Origin of the sequence: Pantoea sp. MHSD4 (assembly GCF_021043305.1) — a bacterium.
Taxonomy (GTDB): Bacteria; Pseudomonadota; Gammaproteobacteria; order Enterobacterales; family Enterobacteriaceae; genus Pantoea; species Pantoea eucalypti.
This window is the reverse complement of sequence record NZ_JAJNDH010000002.1, coordinates 399,681-418,032: the sequence shown is the minus strand read 5'-3', so window position 1 is coordinate 418,032 and position 18,352 is coordinate 399,681. Positions and strand designations below refer to the sequence as shown.

The 18,352-nt window shown below is 54.4% G+C and carries 13 protein-coding genes; 3 read left to right on the top strand and 10 right to left on the bottom strand.

What is annotated here, in order from left to right; all coding sequences use genetic code 11:
- Positions 1-134: 134 nt before the first annotated feature.
- From LQK91_RS08785 to osmF, 4 genes are read right to left on the bottom strand one after another with little or no spacing between them, the layout of a single operon-like run.
- Positions 135-866 (bottom strand): ABC transporter permease, encoded by a 732-nt coding sequence (locus LQK91_RS08785; protein WP_003851780.1) that lies wholly within the window; start codon positions 864-866, stop codon positions 135-137.
- Positions 854-1,801 carry an ABC transporter ATP-binding protein gene (locus LQK91_RS08780; protein ID WP_105099374.1) on the bottom strand — a complete coding sequence of 316 codons (948 nt, stop codon included), beginning with the start codon at positions 1,799-1,801 and terminating at the stop codon, positions 854-856. The genes LQK91_RS08785 and LQK91_RS08780 overlap by 13 nt, the downstream gene beginning before the upstream one ends.
- A complete protein-coding gene (locus LQK91_RS08775; protein WP_105099375.1) occupies positions 1,794-2,969 on the bottom strand; it encodes an ABC transporter permease in 1,176 nt (391 codons plus the stop codon). Before LQK91_RS08775 ends, LQK91_RS08780 begins: the two co-directional genes overlap by 8 nt.
- A 3-nt stretch (positions 2,970-2,972) precedes the next feature.
- Positions 2,973-3,884: a glycine betaine ABC transporter substrate-binding protein OsmF gene (gene osmF, locus LQK91_RS08770; protein WP_105099376.1), complete on the bottom strand. Its 912-nt coding sequence runs from the start codon at positions 3,882-3,884 to the stop codon at positions 2,973-2,975.
- Positions 3,885-4,194: 310 nt separating this feature from the next.
- Between osmF and LQK91_RS08765 the strand changes: the two genes are divergently transcribed.
- Entirely contained in the window at positions 4,195-5,670 is a 1,476-nt protein-coding gene (locus LQK91_RS08765) for an MFS transporter (protein ID WP_003851786.1), read from the top strand.
- Positions 5,671-5,828: 158 nt separating this feature from the next.
- Here the strand turns inward: LQK91_RS08765 and idi are convergent, their stop codons facing one another.
- The 3 genes from idi to LQK91_RS08750 form a co-directional block, all read right to left on the bottom strand.
- Complete coding sequence (idi, locus tag LQK91_RS08760; protein ID WP_008925075.1) at positions 5,829-6,371, bottom strand: isopentenyl-diphosphate Delta-isomerase; 543 nt, start codon at positions 6,369-6,371, stop codon at positions 5,829-5,831.
- A gap of 146 nt (positions 6,372-6,517) precedes the next feature.
- The gene (locus tag LQK91_RS08755) at positions 6,518-8,413 is read right to left on the bottom strand and encodes a methyl-accepting chemotaxis protein (RefSeq protein ID WP_105099472.1); all 1,896 of its coding nucleotides are present in this window, start codon (positions 8,411-8,413) and stop codon (positions 6,518-6,520) included.
- 190 nt (positions 8,414-8,603) lie between these two features.
- Positions 8,604-9,713: a suppressor of fused domain protein gene (locus LQK91_RS08750; RefSeq protein WP_105099377.1), complete on the bottom strand. Its 1,110-nt coding sequence runs from the start codon at positions 9,711-9,713 to the stop codon at positions 8,604-8,606.
- A gap of 883 nt (positions 9,714-10,596) precedes the next feature.
- On the opposite strand from LQK91_RS08750, the gene LQK91_RS08745 reads away from it, so the two are divergent.
- Positions 10,597-11,499, top strand: a complete 903-nt coding sequence (locus LQK91_RS08745; protein ID WP_105099378.1) for a DMT family transporter — start codon at positions 10,597-10,599, stop codon at positions 11,497-11,499.
- 320 nt (positions 11,500-11,819) lie between these two features.
- On the opposite strand, the gene dsdC is transcribed toward LQK91_RS08745, so the two are convergent.
- The 3 genes from dsdC to bglX all read right to left on the bottom strand — a co-directional run bounded on the left by dsdC (position 11,820) and on the right by bglX (position 16,433).
- On the bottom strand, positions 11,820-12,752 hold the full coding sequence (gene dsdC / locus LQK91_RS08740) for a DNA-binding transcriptional regulator DsdC (RefSeq protein WP_050540831.1): 933 nt from the start codon (positions 12,750-12,752) through the stop codon (positions 11,820-11,822).
- A gap of 411 nt (positions 12,753-13,163) precedes the next feature.
- On the bottom strand, positions 13,164-14,039 hold the full coding sequence (locus LQK91_RS08735; protein WP_105099379.1) for an oxygenase MpaB family protein: 876 nt from the start codon (positions 14,037-14,039) through the stop codon (positions 13,164-13,166).
- Between the two features lie 96 nt (positions 14,040-14,135).
- Positions 14,136-16,433 (bottom strand): beta-glucosidase BglX, encoded by a 2,298-nt coding sequence (gene bglX, locus LQK91_RS08730; RefSeq protein ID WP_105099380.1) that lies wholly within the window; start codon positions 16,431-16,433, stop codon positions 14,136-14,138.
- A 155-nt stretch (positions 16,434-16,588) separates the two neighbouring features.
- Between bglX and dld the strand changes: the two genes are divergently transcribed.
- Positions 16,589-18,292 (top strand): D-lactate dehydrogenase, encoded by a 1,704-nt coding sequence (gene dld / locus LQK91_RS08725; protein ID WP_003851802.1) that lies wholly within the window; start codon positions 16,589-16,591, stop codon positions 18,290-18,292.
- Positions 18,293-18,352: the final 60 nt, after the last annotated feature.

The window sequence follows — 18,352 nt, the reverse complement described above, 5'->3', positions numbered from 1 at the left end:
CGCGCTATTATCCCCGCCTCACTGTTAACAAGTTCAGGTTTCCGTCATGAATGTCAAAAAAGCCTTTTTCGCCACGCTGTTTTTTATTATGGCGGTTGGCGGCACCAGCGGTCTCATGCTGGTGGGATACTCTCTCATCGTTCACTCACGCTAAGCCGACGTTGCAGGCGCTCAAAGAGGCGGTCGCTCACTATCGCCAGCAGCGCCACCAGTAGCGCTCCCTGAATCACGTAGGCTGTATTAAAGCCGCTTAGGCCGATAATCACTGGCGACCCGAGACTCTTTGCCCCGACCGTTGAGGCGATGGCCGCGGTACCGATGTTGATGATCACCGAGGTGCGTATCCCGGCAATGATCACCGGCGCAGCCAGCGCCAGCTCAATCTGCCACAGCCGCTGCCAGTTGCTCATGCCTACGCCAATAGCGATCTCCCGGCTGCTGGACGGTACGCTATCAATGCCCGCCAGGGTTCCCTGTAAAATCGGCAGTAAACCGTAGAGCAGCAGTGCCACCACGGCAGGCCAGGCACCAAAGCCCATCACCGGCACCGCAATGGCCAGCACGGCTACCGGCGGAATAGTCTGGCCCGCTGCCACGATAGTTTCTATCAGCGGCCGGAACGCACGCCCTGCCCGCCGGGTTACCAGCACGCCACTGCCAATGCCGATGACGATCGCCAGCAGGCTGGCGGTGATCACCAGAAACAGATGCGCCAGCGTCAACTGCCAGAAACTCTCCTGTTGATAGAGTGGCCGGGCCAGTTCCGGAAACCAGAGATGAAACAGCGGCCCACTCAAAGGCATGAGCGTCAGCAGCGCGCCATAGAGCAGTACCAGCCACAACAGCGGATCCCTTAGCCTGCGCATGTTAATGCCTCGCGCTGTCGCAGAAGGTCGCCAAAGTAGAGCACGCCCAGCGGCTGCTCCTGATCGTCAATGACCGGGAGTCTGTCTGTGCCCCGTGCAATAAACTGCGACAGGGCGTCGCGCAGCGTCAGCCCTGCAGCAATCGGTTCACCCGCCAGCCACTCGCCGCGTCGCACGGCATTACCCACCTGCTCCAGCGACAAGAGCCGTACGCCCATTTCGCTGCGGCCAAAGAAGTCGCGCACAAAATCATTTTTCGGCTGGGTCAGCAACTCAACCGGCCTGCCCTGCTGAACAATCTCACCGTTATCCATTAGCACGATGCGGTCCGCCAGCGTCAGTGCTTCGTCGATATCATGCGTCACCAGCACGATGGTTCGCCCCGACAGGCGATGAATACGCAGCATCTCCTGTTGCAGCACGCCGCGCGTCACCGGATCAAGCGCACCAAACGGCTCATCCATCAGCAGGACTTCCGGATCAGCCGCCAGCGCACGCGCCACGCCGACACGTTGCTGCTGACCGCCTGAGAGCTGATGCGGATAACGATTCAGCAGGTGCTCGTCGAGATTGAGCAGCGCCAGCAGCGTCGTGATGCGTTCGTTGATCTTTGCTCCGGACCAGCCCAGCAGCACCGGCACCGTGGCAATATTCTTTCGCACCGTCCAGTGTGGAAACAGCCCTATCGACTGAATAGCATAGCCCATGCGTTGCCTGAGCGAGCGGGCATCGAGCTGACGAATCGACTCACCGGCAAAGCGGATTTTACCACTGTCATACTCCACCAGCCGGTTAATCATCTTCAGGGTGGTCGATTTGCCGGAGCCGGAAGTGCCGAGCAGTACACAGAACTCCCCTTTTGCCACCTGCAGCGACAGATCTTTCACCGCCGCCTTGCCGTTAAACGCGCGGCAAACGCTATCAAACTCAATCATCTTCTCTCTCCAGCAGTGAGATCAGCAGGCGGAACAGCGCATCGATGACGACCGCCAGCGCAATCACCGGGATCACCCCAAGCAATACCAAATCAAGCGCGCTGCTTAACAGCCCCTGGAAAATAATCGCGCCAAAGCCGCCCGCGCCAATCAATGCCGCAACCACCGCCATGCCCAGCGTCTGCACCACGACGACCCGCAGGCCCGCCAGCCAGACCGGTAGCGCCAGCGGTACATCCACCGCGACAAACTGCTGCCAGCCACTCATGCCCGTGCCGCGCGCGCTTTCGCGCACCTCCTGCGGCACCTGTTGCAAGCCCACCACCACGCTGCGCACCAGCGGCAACAGGGCGTAGAGCACCAGCGCGATCAAGGCTGGAGCCATGCCGATGCCGCTAATGCCCCAGTCACTGAGCCACGGAAAATGCTGCGCCAGTCCGGCCAGTGGCGCAATCAGCAGACCAAACAGCGCTACTGACGGCACTGTCTGAATAACATTAAGGACGCCAAACACACTGCCTTGCCAGTCGGGTCTCCGGAAAAGCGTGACGCCCAGCGGCAGTGCAAACATTAAGGCTGGCAGTACTGTACCCACCAGCAGAGTGAGATGACGGCTCAGTGCCGCATCAAACACCGCGTGACGGTTGGCATACTCTTTCAGCAGGGAGAGATCGCTGAGCTGGCCGCTGAACAGCAGCAACAGCGGCAACAGCCAGACCTGCAGATTGAGCAGCAGCTGAGCCAGCCGATGGGAAGTGAGTTGACGCACCTGATCGGTAATCAGCAGCAGAATGAGTGCACCACTGCACCATAAGCCACTGGCAAAGCTGGTTCGTGCCAGACGGCTGCCCTGCTGACTGAGTAGTGTCGCCTGATGACCGCTGAGCCAGAGCATGGCGGCCAGCAGCAGCTCTGCCGCCAGCAGGGCCAGTATCAGCGTAGTACGCCCAGGCTGACGCCACAGCAGCAACCACAGCATCATCAGCGGCAGCAGTAACAGCCCGGCGTTGCTGACCTGCCAGCTCATCAGCGGTTCACCCGCCACCAGCCGGTTAGGAGCGAAGTTAAGAAACGGCAAGGTCACCAGCGCCAGACTCAACAGCGTCAGCAGCAACAATGCTACCGGCTGCTGAGCCGGGCGGCGTATCGCGTCCCGCGCTATCAGCATCGGTTACAGCAGCTTTTTCTGCTGCAGCCACTCAGTCGCTACGCTGCTCGCATCCTGACCGTCGACCGCGATTTTCGCATTGAGCTGTTGCAGCGTCTTCTCATCAAGCGCGCTGAAGACCGGCTTCAGCCAGTCGGCAATCTGTGGGTAGGCTTTCAGCACCGATTCGCGGATCACCGGCGTCGGCGCATAGATCGGCTGTACGCCTTTAGGATCGCTGAGCGTCTGCAGGCCCAGTGCCGCCACCGGACCGTCGGTGCCATAGGCCATCGCCGCGTTCACGCCCGACGTCTGCTGTGCTGCCGCGCTGATGGTGACAGCGGTATCGCCACCCGCCAGAGACAACAGCTGATCCTGCTTAAGGTCGAAGCCATAGGCTTTTTCAAAGGCCGGTAAGGCATCGCTGCGTTCGACAAATTCGGCTGAGGCCGCCAGTTTGAAGGTACCTCCTTTCTTCAGGAAAGCGCTGAGATCGGCCAGCGAGGTAAGCTGGTTCTTCTCCGCCAGGTCCTTACGCACGGCGATGGTCCAGGTGTTGTTGGCCGGAGCCGGTGTCAGCCACACCAGATGGTTTTTCTCCGCATCCAGTTTCTTCACCTTTTCGTAGCCTGCGCCGGCATTTTTCCAGGCACTGTCTTTTTCATCGTTAAAGAAGAATGCGCCGTTGCCGGTGTATTCCGGGTAGATGTCGAGTTCGCCCGCCGTAATGGCGCCACGGACGACCTGGGTCGTGCCGAGCTGGATTTTATTGACAGTTTTTACCCCATGCTTTTCCAGCACCTGAAGAATCACATTGCCCAGCAGCGATCCTTCGGTATCAATTTTTGAGCCGACCCGCACAGGATCGGCCGCGTGTGCCATCCCCATGCTAAGCAGCAACGCGCTGACGCCCATCCAACCCCGAACTCTGACCATGGCCTTTTCCTTATCGCATTTTCGCGTGTTGTTTTTGTGTTTCATGAGTGCGTGATGACTTACAAGGCGTCATGCGCCTGAGGGTGCAGGCTGCTCTCCTGCCGCTGAGAGTGTTGCTGGCAAGGCGTGCAGCGATAAATTATCTGCTTTAAAAGCGTAGCCTGGCATAGCGGTGATGCAGCTGACTTTATCGAAAATTAATAACGATTTGGGATTATAATATTATCTTATATAACTGAAATGAATTTACGTCTGGGCGTCTAAACGGCTATTCTCGGTAATCTGTTTAAAATAAAAGATACATAACATCATGTCCGATCTGACTTCTTCCGCCCATGTGGCAACAGCAGGGAGTTCGCCCGGTGGCGAAACACAGTGGATTCGTAGCGCAGCTGACGTCTCCCGATTAGTCAACAGCGGCGACAGCGCCCGTAATAATGCCCGCATTGTGGTGGCGATTGCGCTGGGAGGCGTTTTTCTCGACGCCTACGACCTGGGTGCGCTGGCCTTTGGCATCAAAGACATCACACGCGAGTTTAATCTCACCCCAGCCGGCACCGGCATGGTCGCCTCGGCCATTACCTTCGGGGCGATTATCGGCGCGCTGATTGGCGGCTATCTCACCGACAAAATTGGCCGTTATCGGGTCTTCATGGCCGATATGTTCTTTTTCGTGGTGGCGGCTATCGCCTGTGCATTTGCGCCCAATGAATATGTGCTGGCTGGCGCGCGCTTCGTAATGGGGCTGGGCGTCGGGATCGATCTGCCGGTGGCGATGGCCTTTCTGGCGGAGTTTTCAAAGCTGCGCGGTAAGGGGAATAAAGCGGCCAGCGTGGCGATGTGGTGTCCGACCTGGTACGCAGCAATCAGCATCTCTTATCTGCTGGTGCTGCTGCTCTATGCGGTGTTGCCCGAAAGTCACACCGACTGGCTCTGGCGGCTGATCCTCGGTTTTGGCGCCGTTCCGGCGATTGTCATCATCGCTATCCGCAGCCGTTACATGAGCGAATCCCCGGTGTGGGCAGCTAATCAGGGCGACCTGAAAGGGGCCGCGGCGATTTTACGCAGTGCGTGGAATATCAACGCTCAGGTCGCGTCCGACGCCGCACTGACCGCTGCCACGCCGGTGCGTAAGGCAAGCTGGCGTAACTATGGTGCGCTGCTGCAGGGCGTCTATCGCCGCCGTACGCTGCTGGCGACCATTACCTCTATCGCCTCGTCGTTTGCCTATAACGCTGTGGCGTTTGGACTGCCGGTGATTATCTCCAGCTTCTTTGCTCAGTCGATGCTCACCACCATTCTGGTGTCGCTGGCACTGAATCTGCTGTTTGCCTTTGTCGGCGGGATTCTGGCGGTGCGACTGGTGCCGCGTCTGGGTGCGTGGAAGATGTCAGTGGCGGGATATGGTTGTCAGTGTGTGGCGCTGCTTGGGCTGGCGCTGATTGGTCGCCCGGAAGGCGGTCAGGAGGCAGCAATGGCTATCGCCATGCTGGCGTTGTTCCTGTTTGGTCAGGGATTCGGGCCTGGCTCGCACACCATGACGTTTGCCTCACTCAGCTATCCCACTTCACTGCGCGGCGTGGGCGTGGGCTTCAACCAGACACTGATGCGCGGCAGTTCAACCGTTTCGCTGTTTCTGTTTCCGGTGCTGGTCGCGGCGCTGGGCACTGGCGTGTTCTGGGTGATCTTCCTGGCGCCGCTGGCCGGTCTTCTGGCGCTGCTGGCCATCCGCTGGGAGCCGTCGGGCTATGATGTGGATGCGGAGGATTTTGAGCTGCCGCGTTAAACAACATTCCAGGCGTGGCGCGCACGCAGGCTCAGGGAACAAACGTCCTCTGCAAAGATGCAAAAGACGCCATCCCTGGCCCGCGATGCTTTGCGATGGACGTTTGCGCCCATCGCTTTGAATTTCAAACCGTCTGACCGCACCTTAGTGCGGTTTTTTTATGCCGTGACAGCCGGAAATGGAAACTGCTCCAGATAATCCGGGATACGCGGGAAGGTATGCAAAAACCACGGCGTGAACTGCTGTGGCTGCTGCTGCATCTGCTGCTCGATCATCGCCATCGGACGATAATCAAAGGCATCCGCTTCCTGAGGATTAAGCTGCGGCAGGCTGTCACAGATCGCAAAAAAGACATGACCATATTCATGCTCTGTCAGGCCATTGCTCAGCTTCAGGTTATAGCTCAGTTCAAACACCGGCGTCAGTGCCACTGTCATACCCATCTCTTCACGCAGACGGCGCTCGGCGGCGTCGCGGGTCGATTCATGGGGATAAGGATGGCCACAACAGGTGTTACTCCATAAACCACCACAATGATACTTATCGCTGGCGCGCCGCTGCAATAACAGCTCCTGCCGGGAATTGAAGATGTAGACCGTCACCGCGCGGTGCAGCAATCCTTTTTCATGCACTTCCAGCTTTTCCATTTTGCCGGTGGGACGATCGAGGTGGTCAACGAGGATAACTTCAATAGCAGACATGGCGTTTCCTTGAGATTATTCCCAACTATTCTGGCACAGAATGCGCAGTTTGGGCGGATCATCGCGGATTTTTTACCCAGGTCCGTCAGAGATAAGCGGATGAAGCAGAGGGGAAATCAGGCCAGCAAGGCTGGCCTGGAAGAGAATTACAGTCGGAAGCTCTGAACAACCCGCTCAAGCTGGGTACTCTGTGATTCCATCGCCTGCGCGGCAGCGGAAACCTGCTCCACCAGCACGGCGTTCTGCTGTGTGGTGCCATCCAACTGGGTAATTGCCACGTTGACCTGTTCGATACCCATGCTCTGCTCACGGCTGGCTGACATGATTTCGCTCATCAGGGTGGTCACACTGCTCACGCCCTGCATGAGCTCATCCATGGTCTGACCCGCCTGTTCCACCAGCGCGCTGCCGGTATCAATGTTCGCCACTGACTCTTCGATTAACTTTTTAATCTCTCGTGCCGAGTTAGCTGAACGCTGTGCCAGGTTACGCACTTCCGATGCCACGACCGCAAACCCACGACCCTGTTCACCGGCACGTGCAGCTTCGACTGCGGCGTTCAGCGCCAGGATATTGGTCTGGAATGCGATGCTGTCGATTACGCTGATGATATCGACCACTTTACGGGACGAGTGATGAATCTCACCCATGGTGGTGACCACCTGACGGACCACTTCGGTGCCACGCGCAGCCACCTGGGAGGCATCGCCTGCCAGCTGGTTAGCATGCGTCGCGTTGTCGGCGTTCTGACGGACGGTGCCGGTCAGCTGTTCCATTGACGCGGCGGTTTCTACAATTGAGCTGGCCTGATCTTCAGTACGGGAGGAGAGATTGGCGTTACCACTGGCAATTTCCCGCGATGCGGCGGTGATCGCCAGCGCACTATCGCCCACCTGCTGGAGCAGCCCCTGCAGATAGCTGATGAACTGGTTAAAGCTCTGCGCGACGGCATTGAACTCAGGGCTGTTGCTGGCTGGCAGACGCTGCGTCAGATCGGCGCCCCCTTTCGACAGCGCTTCGATGTTGCTGTTCAGCACGTTAAGACGCTTCATCATGGCGCGGACAAAGCCCAGCGACACCAGCAGCAGGATTACCGCCAGAGGAATCTGCACCAGACCCAGTCGGGTCAGCATGTTATGCGACTGCGCTTTCAGCAGGCTGGTCGGCAGACTACTGGCGAGATACCACGGGCTGCCAGGAATCGCCTGAACGAACAGGGTCTGCTCGCCTTCGCTGCTGTCATAGGTGGTTTCCAGCGGCTGGTTGCCAACACCGTTCAGCAGTGCTTTCAACGGCGCCGCCATCGGCATCTGCACGTCAGCCAGGTTCTCCAGCTTCGGTGCGGCATTGACCAGTGCGCCATTACCCACGACTTTGCCGTCGGCTTCAACAATCAGCACGTTGCCATGAATGGTTTCACCCATCTGCTTCGCCAGCTGATTAAAGAACCCCAGCGTGACATCGATAGTGGCAACACCCCAGGCCGTGCCATTTTTGTAGATGGCCATAGCACAGTTAGTACGCGGCTGCGGACTGGCGGCATCCTGATAGGCTTTAGCCCAGGCACACTGCCCTTTTGCAGCAGCCATGCCATCTTTGTACCAGGGTTGCTCCCAGTATTTGTCGGCGGCGTCGGAGTTCCAGTAGGTATTGACCTGCAGTTCATTGCTGGCATTACGGGCAAAGAAGCTGCTGTCTTTCTCTTTGGCCGGATCACGACGGTTTGGCAGTGGCCAGATACCGCCACCAAACACATTGCTGTCCTGATACTGGTTTACCAGCGTCGGTAACAGGGTGTCGATAGTCGCGCTGTCCATAACGGAGGCCGCTTCGGTAATCGCACGCTGCTGAGCCTGCACGCGGTTCATCTGTTCAACGATGCCAGAGGCCAGTGAATCAACCTGATAGCGAACCAGACGGCTTTCGCTGTCGACGAGCTGTGGTGCGACGAACTGATTAATCACCCAGACTGTAACGAGTAAAAGCGCAACAAAGAATGCGATCATTGTTGCGGTAAAGCGGGATTGTGTTGTTTTGAACATCTTCATGCCCCTGCCCCTGGTACGGCGCGATTGCCTTATTCGGGTTAACGGCTCGCTTAAGGGGAACTTGAGATGGGCGGGATCACATATTTAAGAAATGTATGATTTATGTGAAATTTAATTTCACTCCGGGACTATCACCTCCCCGACAGCCGCCGGGGAAAGTGTCTACAGGCGCGTCATTGCTGAGCTACTCTGGCGAATCGACCACCTGCTGGCGTGGACGGAAAACGTGATCGTTACCGTCTGCTGTTAACAACTCCCGTAACTTCTGGCCGCCGTGTTCATCGGCCTGCGCGAACTGCCGCTCCGCTTCAGTAATCGGCGTTGTCCAGAGCAGCGTCGGGCGATCGCCATCACGCTTGGGCAGCGTGAACTGCCCTTTTTCGGTTGCCAGTTCATTCGCCAACAGGAAGCTTTCAAAGCCGACCGGTGCCACTTCTGACGCCAGCGTATGGCCCTCGCCCAGCCAGGTGAGACGCGCCCAGGGCAGATGTACAAATTCCGCCAGTGCGCTGGCCATCTGCACCGCATTGCCTTCCGTCATGATTTCACCGTCAACCGCCATACCCAGTTCGATACGTCGATACTGCGGTGCCAGCTCATCAAACAGATAATCGACCTGCGGCATGGGCCGGATACTCATGCCAAGCGTCAGGAAATACCAGACGCCCTGATGCCAGTGCTGCGAGATTGCCATTGGCGGCCAGCTACCCTGATCAATCGCGTAATATTTCACCGACTCCCCGAAGCGTGCCTGATAGCAGGCCATGAGATCCTGCTGGACCTTATCCCACTCGCTGCCGTCGTGCCATTCACGCCAGAACTGACGCTGATGCTCCGCACGGGCATAGTAGTCATTGGTCGATGCCGACCCCAGCGGAGCCGTCAGCCGGTTCTTTTTAATGCAGCCCGCAGAGAAGCTTACCTGTTTCTCCTGATAAAGGCTCCAGCCGGGTATCACCGCCAGCAGCTGACCGTAGTACCACAGTGCCGCCCCATCATCAGAAGGCTCCCACAGGATCTGCAGACCGGCCGGATCCAGCGCAGGCTCCGCCTCCAGATTACGGCAATATTCGGCGCTGAGCAGCGGCGCTCTGCCCTGCTCCATCGCCTCGCGATCTTCCTGCGCCGGTGCAGACAGCAGATTTCTTAGCCAGCAGCCGCGCACCGCATACTGACTGCGGAACAGGTCGGTTGGCCAGATGTAAAAATAGGCAGTGCGCTCATCCTGTTCGACAATCGCGGTCAGGGTGCGCTGCTGATTGTGGACTTCAGCAATCAGGGATTTGTACGTCATAGTGCCTCGACAAAGCCTGGAGGAATCCATTTTCCCCGAGAATAGAGCAGGATCCTGGCTACGGCGATATGAGACAAGGGTAATAGTCTCAAAGTGCATCTCAGGATGATGTAGAGCGAGGAGCTGATGAAGGATTCTTGTACCAAAAACACTTTTACACGACCCGGATAAACAGTGTGAAATTCCAGAGCGATGCGATTTAAAAAAAGACTAAGGTTTTAACACAGGATGAGACGATCATCGCCTCATGCTAATCATAAAACCATACAGGGCTTTCTAAAAAAATAGCGTCTTTTTGCATCGATAATGATCGGCCCTATGCGTAAATCCGACTGCCTGATGTTCCTATGCAGAAACTGAGCAAATATCAATCATAAAAAATCAGCTGTGGCTGACTGCATCCTTTTTTCAAATAGCTCGGAAATCCTCAAAGAAATGATATTACCCTTGAGATGAATTCATATCATGTAAAGCATGATATATATCATTTGAAGCTTAAGGCAAAAAAACGTTAAATATCCCTATCGAACTAAATCCATGTAACCAAAGCGGAAGGTTGAATCCGGCACATCTGATTATAGTAGTTTTGCAATCCCCGACCTGTATTGCAGAATGTCATTCTGCGCATCCTGAACGCTAATATTTTCAATAATAATACCATTAACAATTACCCTATTCCCCCGTAACACCGCAGGAAAAATGAAATAACCCGAAAGCGGACAAAGAAACGCGAATATCCATACCGGAAAGATGTTAAAAATATAACGCACCATCCTGAATCAGCGCTAAAAATAAAAAACTCACAATTTTTCGTTCATACAAACGAATTATGATATCCGGACACGCCTGATATCGTCTATAGCCTGGAGTTAAAGAAAATATTATGCGTTTACCTTTAAACAGCAAAGCGATCATGATCATGACGCTCATCTGCTTTGTATGGGGACTACAGCAGGTTGCAATCAAGGCTGCCGAAAAAGAGGTTTCACTCACTCTGCAGATTGCTATGCGATCCGGTCTCGCGGCATTAGTAATATACGTTTATGCAAAGATTAAAGGAGAAAAATTTTCAATGGAGAAAATAACACTCTTCGCAGGCGTTTGTGCAGGAGTCCTCTTTGCGCTGGAATTTTTTTTTCTTTCTGAAGGACTACGCTACTCCAGCGCATCGCATATGGCGGTACTTCTTTATACTGCTCCACTCTATTCTGCTGTAGGCTTGCATATTTTTTCTGCCGAAGAAAAACTTACTGCCCGACAGTGGCTTGGTGTGATGATTGCATTTTTTGGGCTGGTGGTAAGCATGATCAATACAGTCGCTCATGCTGGCTTTGACAGCATTAATTATGGCGATTTGTGCGGACTACTTGCTGGCCTGGCCTGGGGATGCACTACCGTAGTTATACGTACAACGCCACTTTCTGTGTGCTCAGCAAAACAGACCCTGCTGTATCAGCTTTCAGGTGCATTTATCATTCTAATGACCATATCGCTCTTTAATGATGGTTATCATTTCAAGCCAGGTACAGTGGCATATGGAAGCCTGATATTCCAGACATTAATTGTTTCAGTAATCAGTTATCTTGTGTGGTTCAGCCTGCTGCGAAATTATCAGGTAGCCTCACTTTCAATGTTGACATTTATGACACCTTTTTTCGGAATACTTTCGGGCATAATAATATTGCATGAAAAAGTTCAGGCCAACTTTATTGCTGGCACAGTACTGCTTATTACTGGCCTGCTTTTTATTACAGTAAAAACGCATCAACAGCATTCAAAAAAATAAGTCAGTAGAATGAATTACGATATTTTAAGTTATAATATAAACTGCACTGGAGGTAATAACATTATGATTCAGGTAACAAATTACTCTCACGGTGCGCCTCTCATCACATTGAGTGACAATGCCAGCTTTGAAATCATGAGAAATAGAAAATGGTTTAGTCTTGCAAAAAATCAACGTATTGAGATACTTCGATTTGGCGACGATACAGCAATAGCATGGAACGAAACCAGGTCACATATCGATTATTTTAAACATGGAAAAATCTTCAGGTGCAATCTTATTTCCTGGTATAGCCCCGACACCTGGGCTAAAAAAAAATATTAATATACATCAGGCAGACAACTCAGGAATCGCTTAAAAGCCATGATTTTTGGCCACTGCCTGTCGGATATTATGCAGTTGAAGTAACAGTGCTCTACGGGCATCAGCATGCCCGGGAAAGGAAAAATTAATTCTCCTCTTTCCGTCCATTCCTGGACAAGATTAATTCTTCCCATCGCAATACCAAGATGCCGGGAAGCTGCAATCAGAGCCAAATCAGAACGGTCAAAGGATATTCCTTTTAGATCAGTATCAATATCAAGCTGAAAAAAACTTGACCAATTTGCCCATTCATTTTCACCTGAGTTGAAACGATCGTGCAGAAAGATACAATCTGACAGTTTTTCGGGATTGTTATAAAGACCATGATTTCTGGCATACCGCGGAGTACAGACCGGCGTTATGGCTTCTTTCATGAAGATCTCTTCTGTATAGCTTTCAGAAAACGAAGGTTTTCCGAAGTATATTGCCAGGTCTACTCCCCGATTAGCCAGATTAATGGCTTCAAGTCCGGTCAGAATCTTCAGCTGAACGGCAGGATTCTGTTCTATAAACTTATTAAGATGAGGAAGAAGAAGGCACTGAACGATAGACGGATGTGAATAAACAGTCAGATCACCTGTAAGCCCGCTATTCCTTATGTAATTAACCTCTTGATTTAAAAGATTAAAAGAATTTTTTAGTGCCCATTGCATCCGTTCTCCTTCAGGCGTGAGAGCTATTTTACGATGGAGCCTGTAAAACAAGCTGAAACCCAGTTCTTTTTCAAGCTGGCTGATACGATGGCTCACCGCGCTTGGGCTAACGAATAACTCCTCGGCAGCAAGCGCAAATGATAATCGCCGTGCAACACACTCAAAAGTATGCAAGCGGGAGAGCTGATAGCCGGTCAGAGAATTAAGTATCGGAATGTTCTTGCTGTCAGAAAACACTTTTCCCCCAGAGTCGTTAGTCAAAAGAAAATACTTATTATAAACGCTCACGGATATGCCCAACTTATCCTTTGCTGGAAACCAGGCCTGGAGAAACAGCCATAATCTGTCTCAGCCTGTAAGCTTTATGGCTGGCCCGGAACGATCAATTGTTGAAACTGCTGTACAAAAGATTATCAGTGTAAGACATGCAGAAGCCTGAACAGACTATAAACGTCAGAGCATAACCTGCTTTTTCGTGGTCATAGCTTCAGGAAACGCTGCTTGCTCTCGCGTGACATTTTCGGTTCTGCGGGAAGCCATAAAAGCGCCTGTAGGGTTACTTTTAAAGCACTGAACCCGCGTCGTTATGCTGATAAAACTTAACCATCTGACTTACTTAAAAAACGAGTAAAAAAGATACCAGTCACCTCAGTGCGGATCTCTCCCCATCCTTACCATCGCCCGATACCACGCTCCGCGCTGAATCGACCATCTCAACCCCAACGCGATGACATTAATCTTCTGTTCAATGATCGCCTGCTCAAAGCGGCCGATTTCTCTACCGGACATCGCCTGCGCCCAGGCTGGCATTAACCCGAAGCCTGATTTCAGCATGATTTTCATCACTGGTTTCGCCTGCCAGCTCGGTGCAGGGGCGTTCATCAGCAATCGCGTCACTTCGGCGGTACGCTCATCAAAGCGCAGCTCTGCTCGCATCTGTTGCAGGTAATCCGCCACATCAACAACGCTTTTCGGCACCTTCTCCGCGCCCAGCGCCTCGGCAATCTGCGCCGCTTCCTGATAGTACTGATCCTGTTCGGCGCGGCTGAGCTGCGGATTTTTATAGCGCAGATGGGCCGCCAGAAAACGGCTGGTCTCCGCCACATGCACCCAGGTCAGCAGATGTGGATCGCTGGCGGCATAAGGTTTGCCTTCGCTGTCGACGCCGCTGACTTTCAGATGAATGCGTTTCACCCGCTCAATCAGCGTCCGGGCATCCTGCGAATTCCCGTAGGTGGTCACGGCGATAAACTGACTGGTGCGCCGCAGGCGGCCCATCATATCTTCGCGGAAATTGGAGTGATCCCAGACGCCCGCCAGCGCCGCTGGATGCAGCATCTGCAACAGCAGCGCGCTGATCCCGCCGCACATCATGGAGGTGAAATCACCGTGGACGCGCCAGATCACGCTGTCCGGGCCATACAGGCCGGGATCGCCTGGCGGTTGAGAGAGGTCAAATTCATTCATCGACAGACCATTAAGGCGGAAGACCTGCTGCTGAATGCGGTCACGCAGATTAATCATAGCGGCTCTGATAGTGGATATGATGCGACGCGTGATAGCAGGACGCTCACGACGCGCCGCATCACCTTCCCCTGCATTCAGGGGAAAGGCTGACGGTTATTTGTAGTTGAACTGCGCATCCTGAGTACGCACGGAATCGAGTCCAATCATCACGTTGAATTTGCCTGGCTCGGCAACATGCTGCATCTGCTGGTTCCAGAATTTAAGCGCATCGACGTCGATCTTAAAGGTCACGGTTTGCGACTCGCCTGCTTTCAGCATGATGCGTTTGAAACCACGCAGCTCCTGCACCGGACGGCTGATAGAGGCGACCGGATCGTTCAGATACATCTGGACCACCGTCGCACCATCACGCTTACCGCTGTTAGTTACCGTTACGCTGGCCTTAATGCTGCCATTACGCGGCATGGTCGGTGAAGACATTTTTACCGGCGACACGGTGAACGTGGTATAGCTCAGGCCGTAACCAAACGGATAGAGCGGGCCGTTAACCGCATCATAGTAGTGCGAGGTGTACTTGTTCGGCTTCGCAAAGTTGTAAGGCCGGCCAGTTGGCAGATGGTTGTAGTAAATCGGAATCTGACCCACTGAACGCGGGAAGGAGACCGGCAGTTTGCCCGATGGGTTATAGTCACCGAACAGCACATCGGCGATGGCGTTGCCACCTTCGGTGCCACTGAACCAGGTTTCCAGCACGGCATCAGCCATGCGATCTTCGTTCACTATCGACAGCGGGCGGCCGTTCATCAGTACAATCACCAGCGGCTTACCGGTAGCTTTGAGCGCGGCTAACAGCTTCTGCTGGCTCGGCGGGATCACCAGATCGCTGCGGCTGGAGGCTTCGTGCGCCATACCCTGCGCTTCACCCACGGCGGCGACCACCACATCGGCCTGCTTCGCTTTAGCGACCGCGTCATCAATCATCTGTTGCGGTGAACGCGTATCAACAGAAACAGCCTGCTCATAGAGGTTCAGGAAGTCCTGAATCCCTTTGTTGTCGGTGACGTTCGCGCCCTTCTCATACAGCAGCGTCGCTTTGCCTTCGGTGGCATTGCGCATGCCCTGCAGCAGCGAAACGGATTGCTTCGCCACGCCCGCCGCAGACCAGCTGCCCATAATGTCGCGCTGACTGTCTGCCAGCGGACCAATCAGGGCAATGGTGCCCGATTTTTTCAGCGGCAGCGTTTCCAGACGGTTTTTCAGCAACACGATGCTTTTACGCGCGACGTCGCGCGCTTCAGCCCGATGCAGACGGCTTTCCGCATTGGTATCCTGCGGGTCACTCTCTTTCGGACCTAAATGGCTGTAGGGATCGTTAAACAGGCCCATGTCATATTTGACGTTAAGCACATGCCGTGCCGCATCATCAATTTCAGCCATGGTAACGTCGCCGCTCTTCACCAGCGCAGGCAGATACTTGCTGTAATATTCGTCGCTCATGCTCATATCGACGCCCGACTTCAGAGCGATGCGCACCGCTTCCTGCGGATCGCTGGCGACGCCATGTTTGATCAGCTCTTTAATCGCACCGTGATCGCTGATGGTGATGCCTTTGAATTTCCACTTATCACGCAGCAGATCTTTCAGCAGCCAGCTGTCTGCCGTGGCCGGTACGCCATTGATGGAGTTGAGCGCCACCATCACGCCGCCGCTGCCCGCATCCAGTGAGGCTTTGTAGGGCGGCAGATAGTCCTGGAACATACGCTGCGGACTCATGTCCACGGTGTTGTAGTCGCGTCCCCCTTCCACTGCGCCATAGAGTGCGAAATGCTTCACGCTGGTCATGACGCTGTAGCGATCGGCCGCGCTTTTTCCCTGCATCGACTGCACCATGCTGCTACCCATTTCGCTGGTGAGATACGTATCCTCACCGAAACCTTCGGAACCACGACCCCAGCGCGGTTCGCGGCTGACATCCACCATCGGTGCCCATGTCATATTCAGCCCATCGTCGGCCGCTTCATAGGCGGAGACGCGCCCCACCTCTTTCACCGCATCCAGATCCCAGCTCGACGCCAGGGCTAAAGGAATCGGGAAAATGGTGCGCTGGCCATGAATAACGTCGTAGGCGAAAAACAGCGGGATTTTCAGGCGGCTGAGCTGCATCGCCTGATCCTGCATCGCGCGGATATCCTGACGGGTCACAGTATTAAAGATCGCGCCAACCTGACTCTTCTGAATCATGTCGCGAATCACTTCTTTCGGATTATCAGGTCCGACGCTGATTAAACGCAGCTGGCCGATTTTCTCGTCCAGCGTCATTTTTTTAAGCAGTTGGTTAACGAAGGCATCCCGCGCCTGTTCGGTCATCGGGTGGTTACCTTGCACTGTCTCAGCTAAAGCGGGTTGCATCGCGAGGGAGACAGCGAGACTAACAGAGCAAATCCATTTCATCAGGTTGGGTTCTCTTAAGTAACTGCGCAATATCGAATTAACAGGCGGCAGTGTGCCACAAGATGAGAATAGCAGGTAGCGGTCAGGGTCACACTGCGTTGTGGTCAGTTGACGTGCTACAGTTAGGACGCACTGATAAGACAAGGGAATTGCTCATGACACAAACCTCTGCCCTGCTTTCTGACCTGCGCCGCCTGGTCGGCCCCTCTCATCTGCTGACAGAACCTGAACAGACCGCCCGCTATCGCAAAGGCTTTCGCTCCGGCGAAGGTGACGCGCTGGCCGTGGCGTTTCCTGGTACGCTGCTGGAGCTCTGGCGGGTACTGCAAACGCTGGTGAATGCGGATGTCATCATCCTGATGCAGGCGGCCAATACCGGCCTGACCGAAGGGTCAACGCCGCATGGCGACGATTACGATCGCCCGCTGGTGATCGTCAGTACCCTGCGACTCGATAAGCTTCAGCTGATTGACAGTGGCCAGCAGGTGCTGGCGTTCCCCGGCAGTACACTCTATCAGCTGGAAAAAGCGCTGAAGCCGCTGGGGCGCGAGCCTCACTCGGTGATTGGCTCCTCCTGTATTGGTGCCTCGGTGCTGGGCGGCATCTGCAATAATTCCGGCGGATCGCTGATTAAGCGCGGCCCGGCCTACAGCGAAATGGCCCTGTTTGCTCAGATTGATGCACAGGGAAGACTGAAGCTGGTTAACCATCTCGGCATCGATCTGGGAACGTCGCCGGAAGAGATTCTGGGGCGACTGGATGACGATCGCTGGCAGCCTAAAGATGTGCAGCACGATGGCCGTCACGCTTCCGATCATGAATATGCAGACCGGGTGCGTGAAGTTGATGCCGATACGCCAGCGCGTTACAACGCTGATGCGCGTCGTCTGTTCGAAGCATCCGGCTGTGCCGGGAAACTGGCGGTCTTCGCGGTGCGACTTGATACCTTCCCCACTGAACCGCAGCAGCAGGTGTTTTACATCGGCACTAACGAACCCGCTGTGCTCAACGATATCCGCCGTCACATGCTGGCGCATTTTACTCATTTGCCGGTGGCGGGCGAATATATGCACCGCGACATCTATGACATTGCGGAAGTCTATGGCAAAGACACCTTCCTGATGATCGACAAGCTGGGCACCGATAAGATGCCGCTGTTTTTCACGCTGAAGGGGCGGATTGATGCCTGGCTGAACAAGCTCTCCTTCGTTAAACCGCACTTCAGCGATCGCCTGCTGCAGCGCCTGAGTAAACTGTTTCCGGCGCATCTGCCCAAACGCATGAAGCAGTATCGCGATAAATATGAACATCATCTGATGCTGAAGATGTCGGGCGACGGCGTGGCAGAAGCGCGTCAGTTCCTGCGTGACTACTTCCGCGAAGGCGGCGGCGAGTTCTTTGAGTGTGAAGGCAAAGAAGGTGCGCACGCCTTTCTGCATCGCTTCGCGGCGGCAGGTGCGGCCGTGCGCTACCACGCGGTGCATGCCGATGAGGTCGAGGATATTCTGGCGCTGGATATCGCCCTGCGTCGCAACGATGCGGACTGGTTTGAAACTCTGCCCGATGAGATTCGCGCATCTTTAAGCCATCGCCTCTACTATGGTCACTTCTTCTGTCATGTCTTCCATCAGGATTACATCGTCAGAAAAGGGGTCGATGTGCACGCGCTGAAAGCGCAGATGCTGGAGATCCTTCAGGCGCGCGGCGCGGAATATCCCGCTGAACATAACGTTGGGCATCTCTATCAGGCGAAACCGCAACTGGCGGCGTTCTATCGCCGGCTCGATCCGACTAACAGCTTCAATCCCGGCATTGGCAAAACCAGCAAGCAAAAAGGCTGGGCGGTGAAACAGGTTTAACTCGCTGTTATCTGTCAGCCTGCCCTTCTCTGCAGGCTGACGTTCAAAACAGCCGAACCA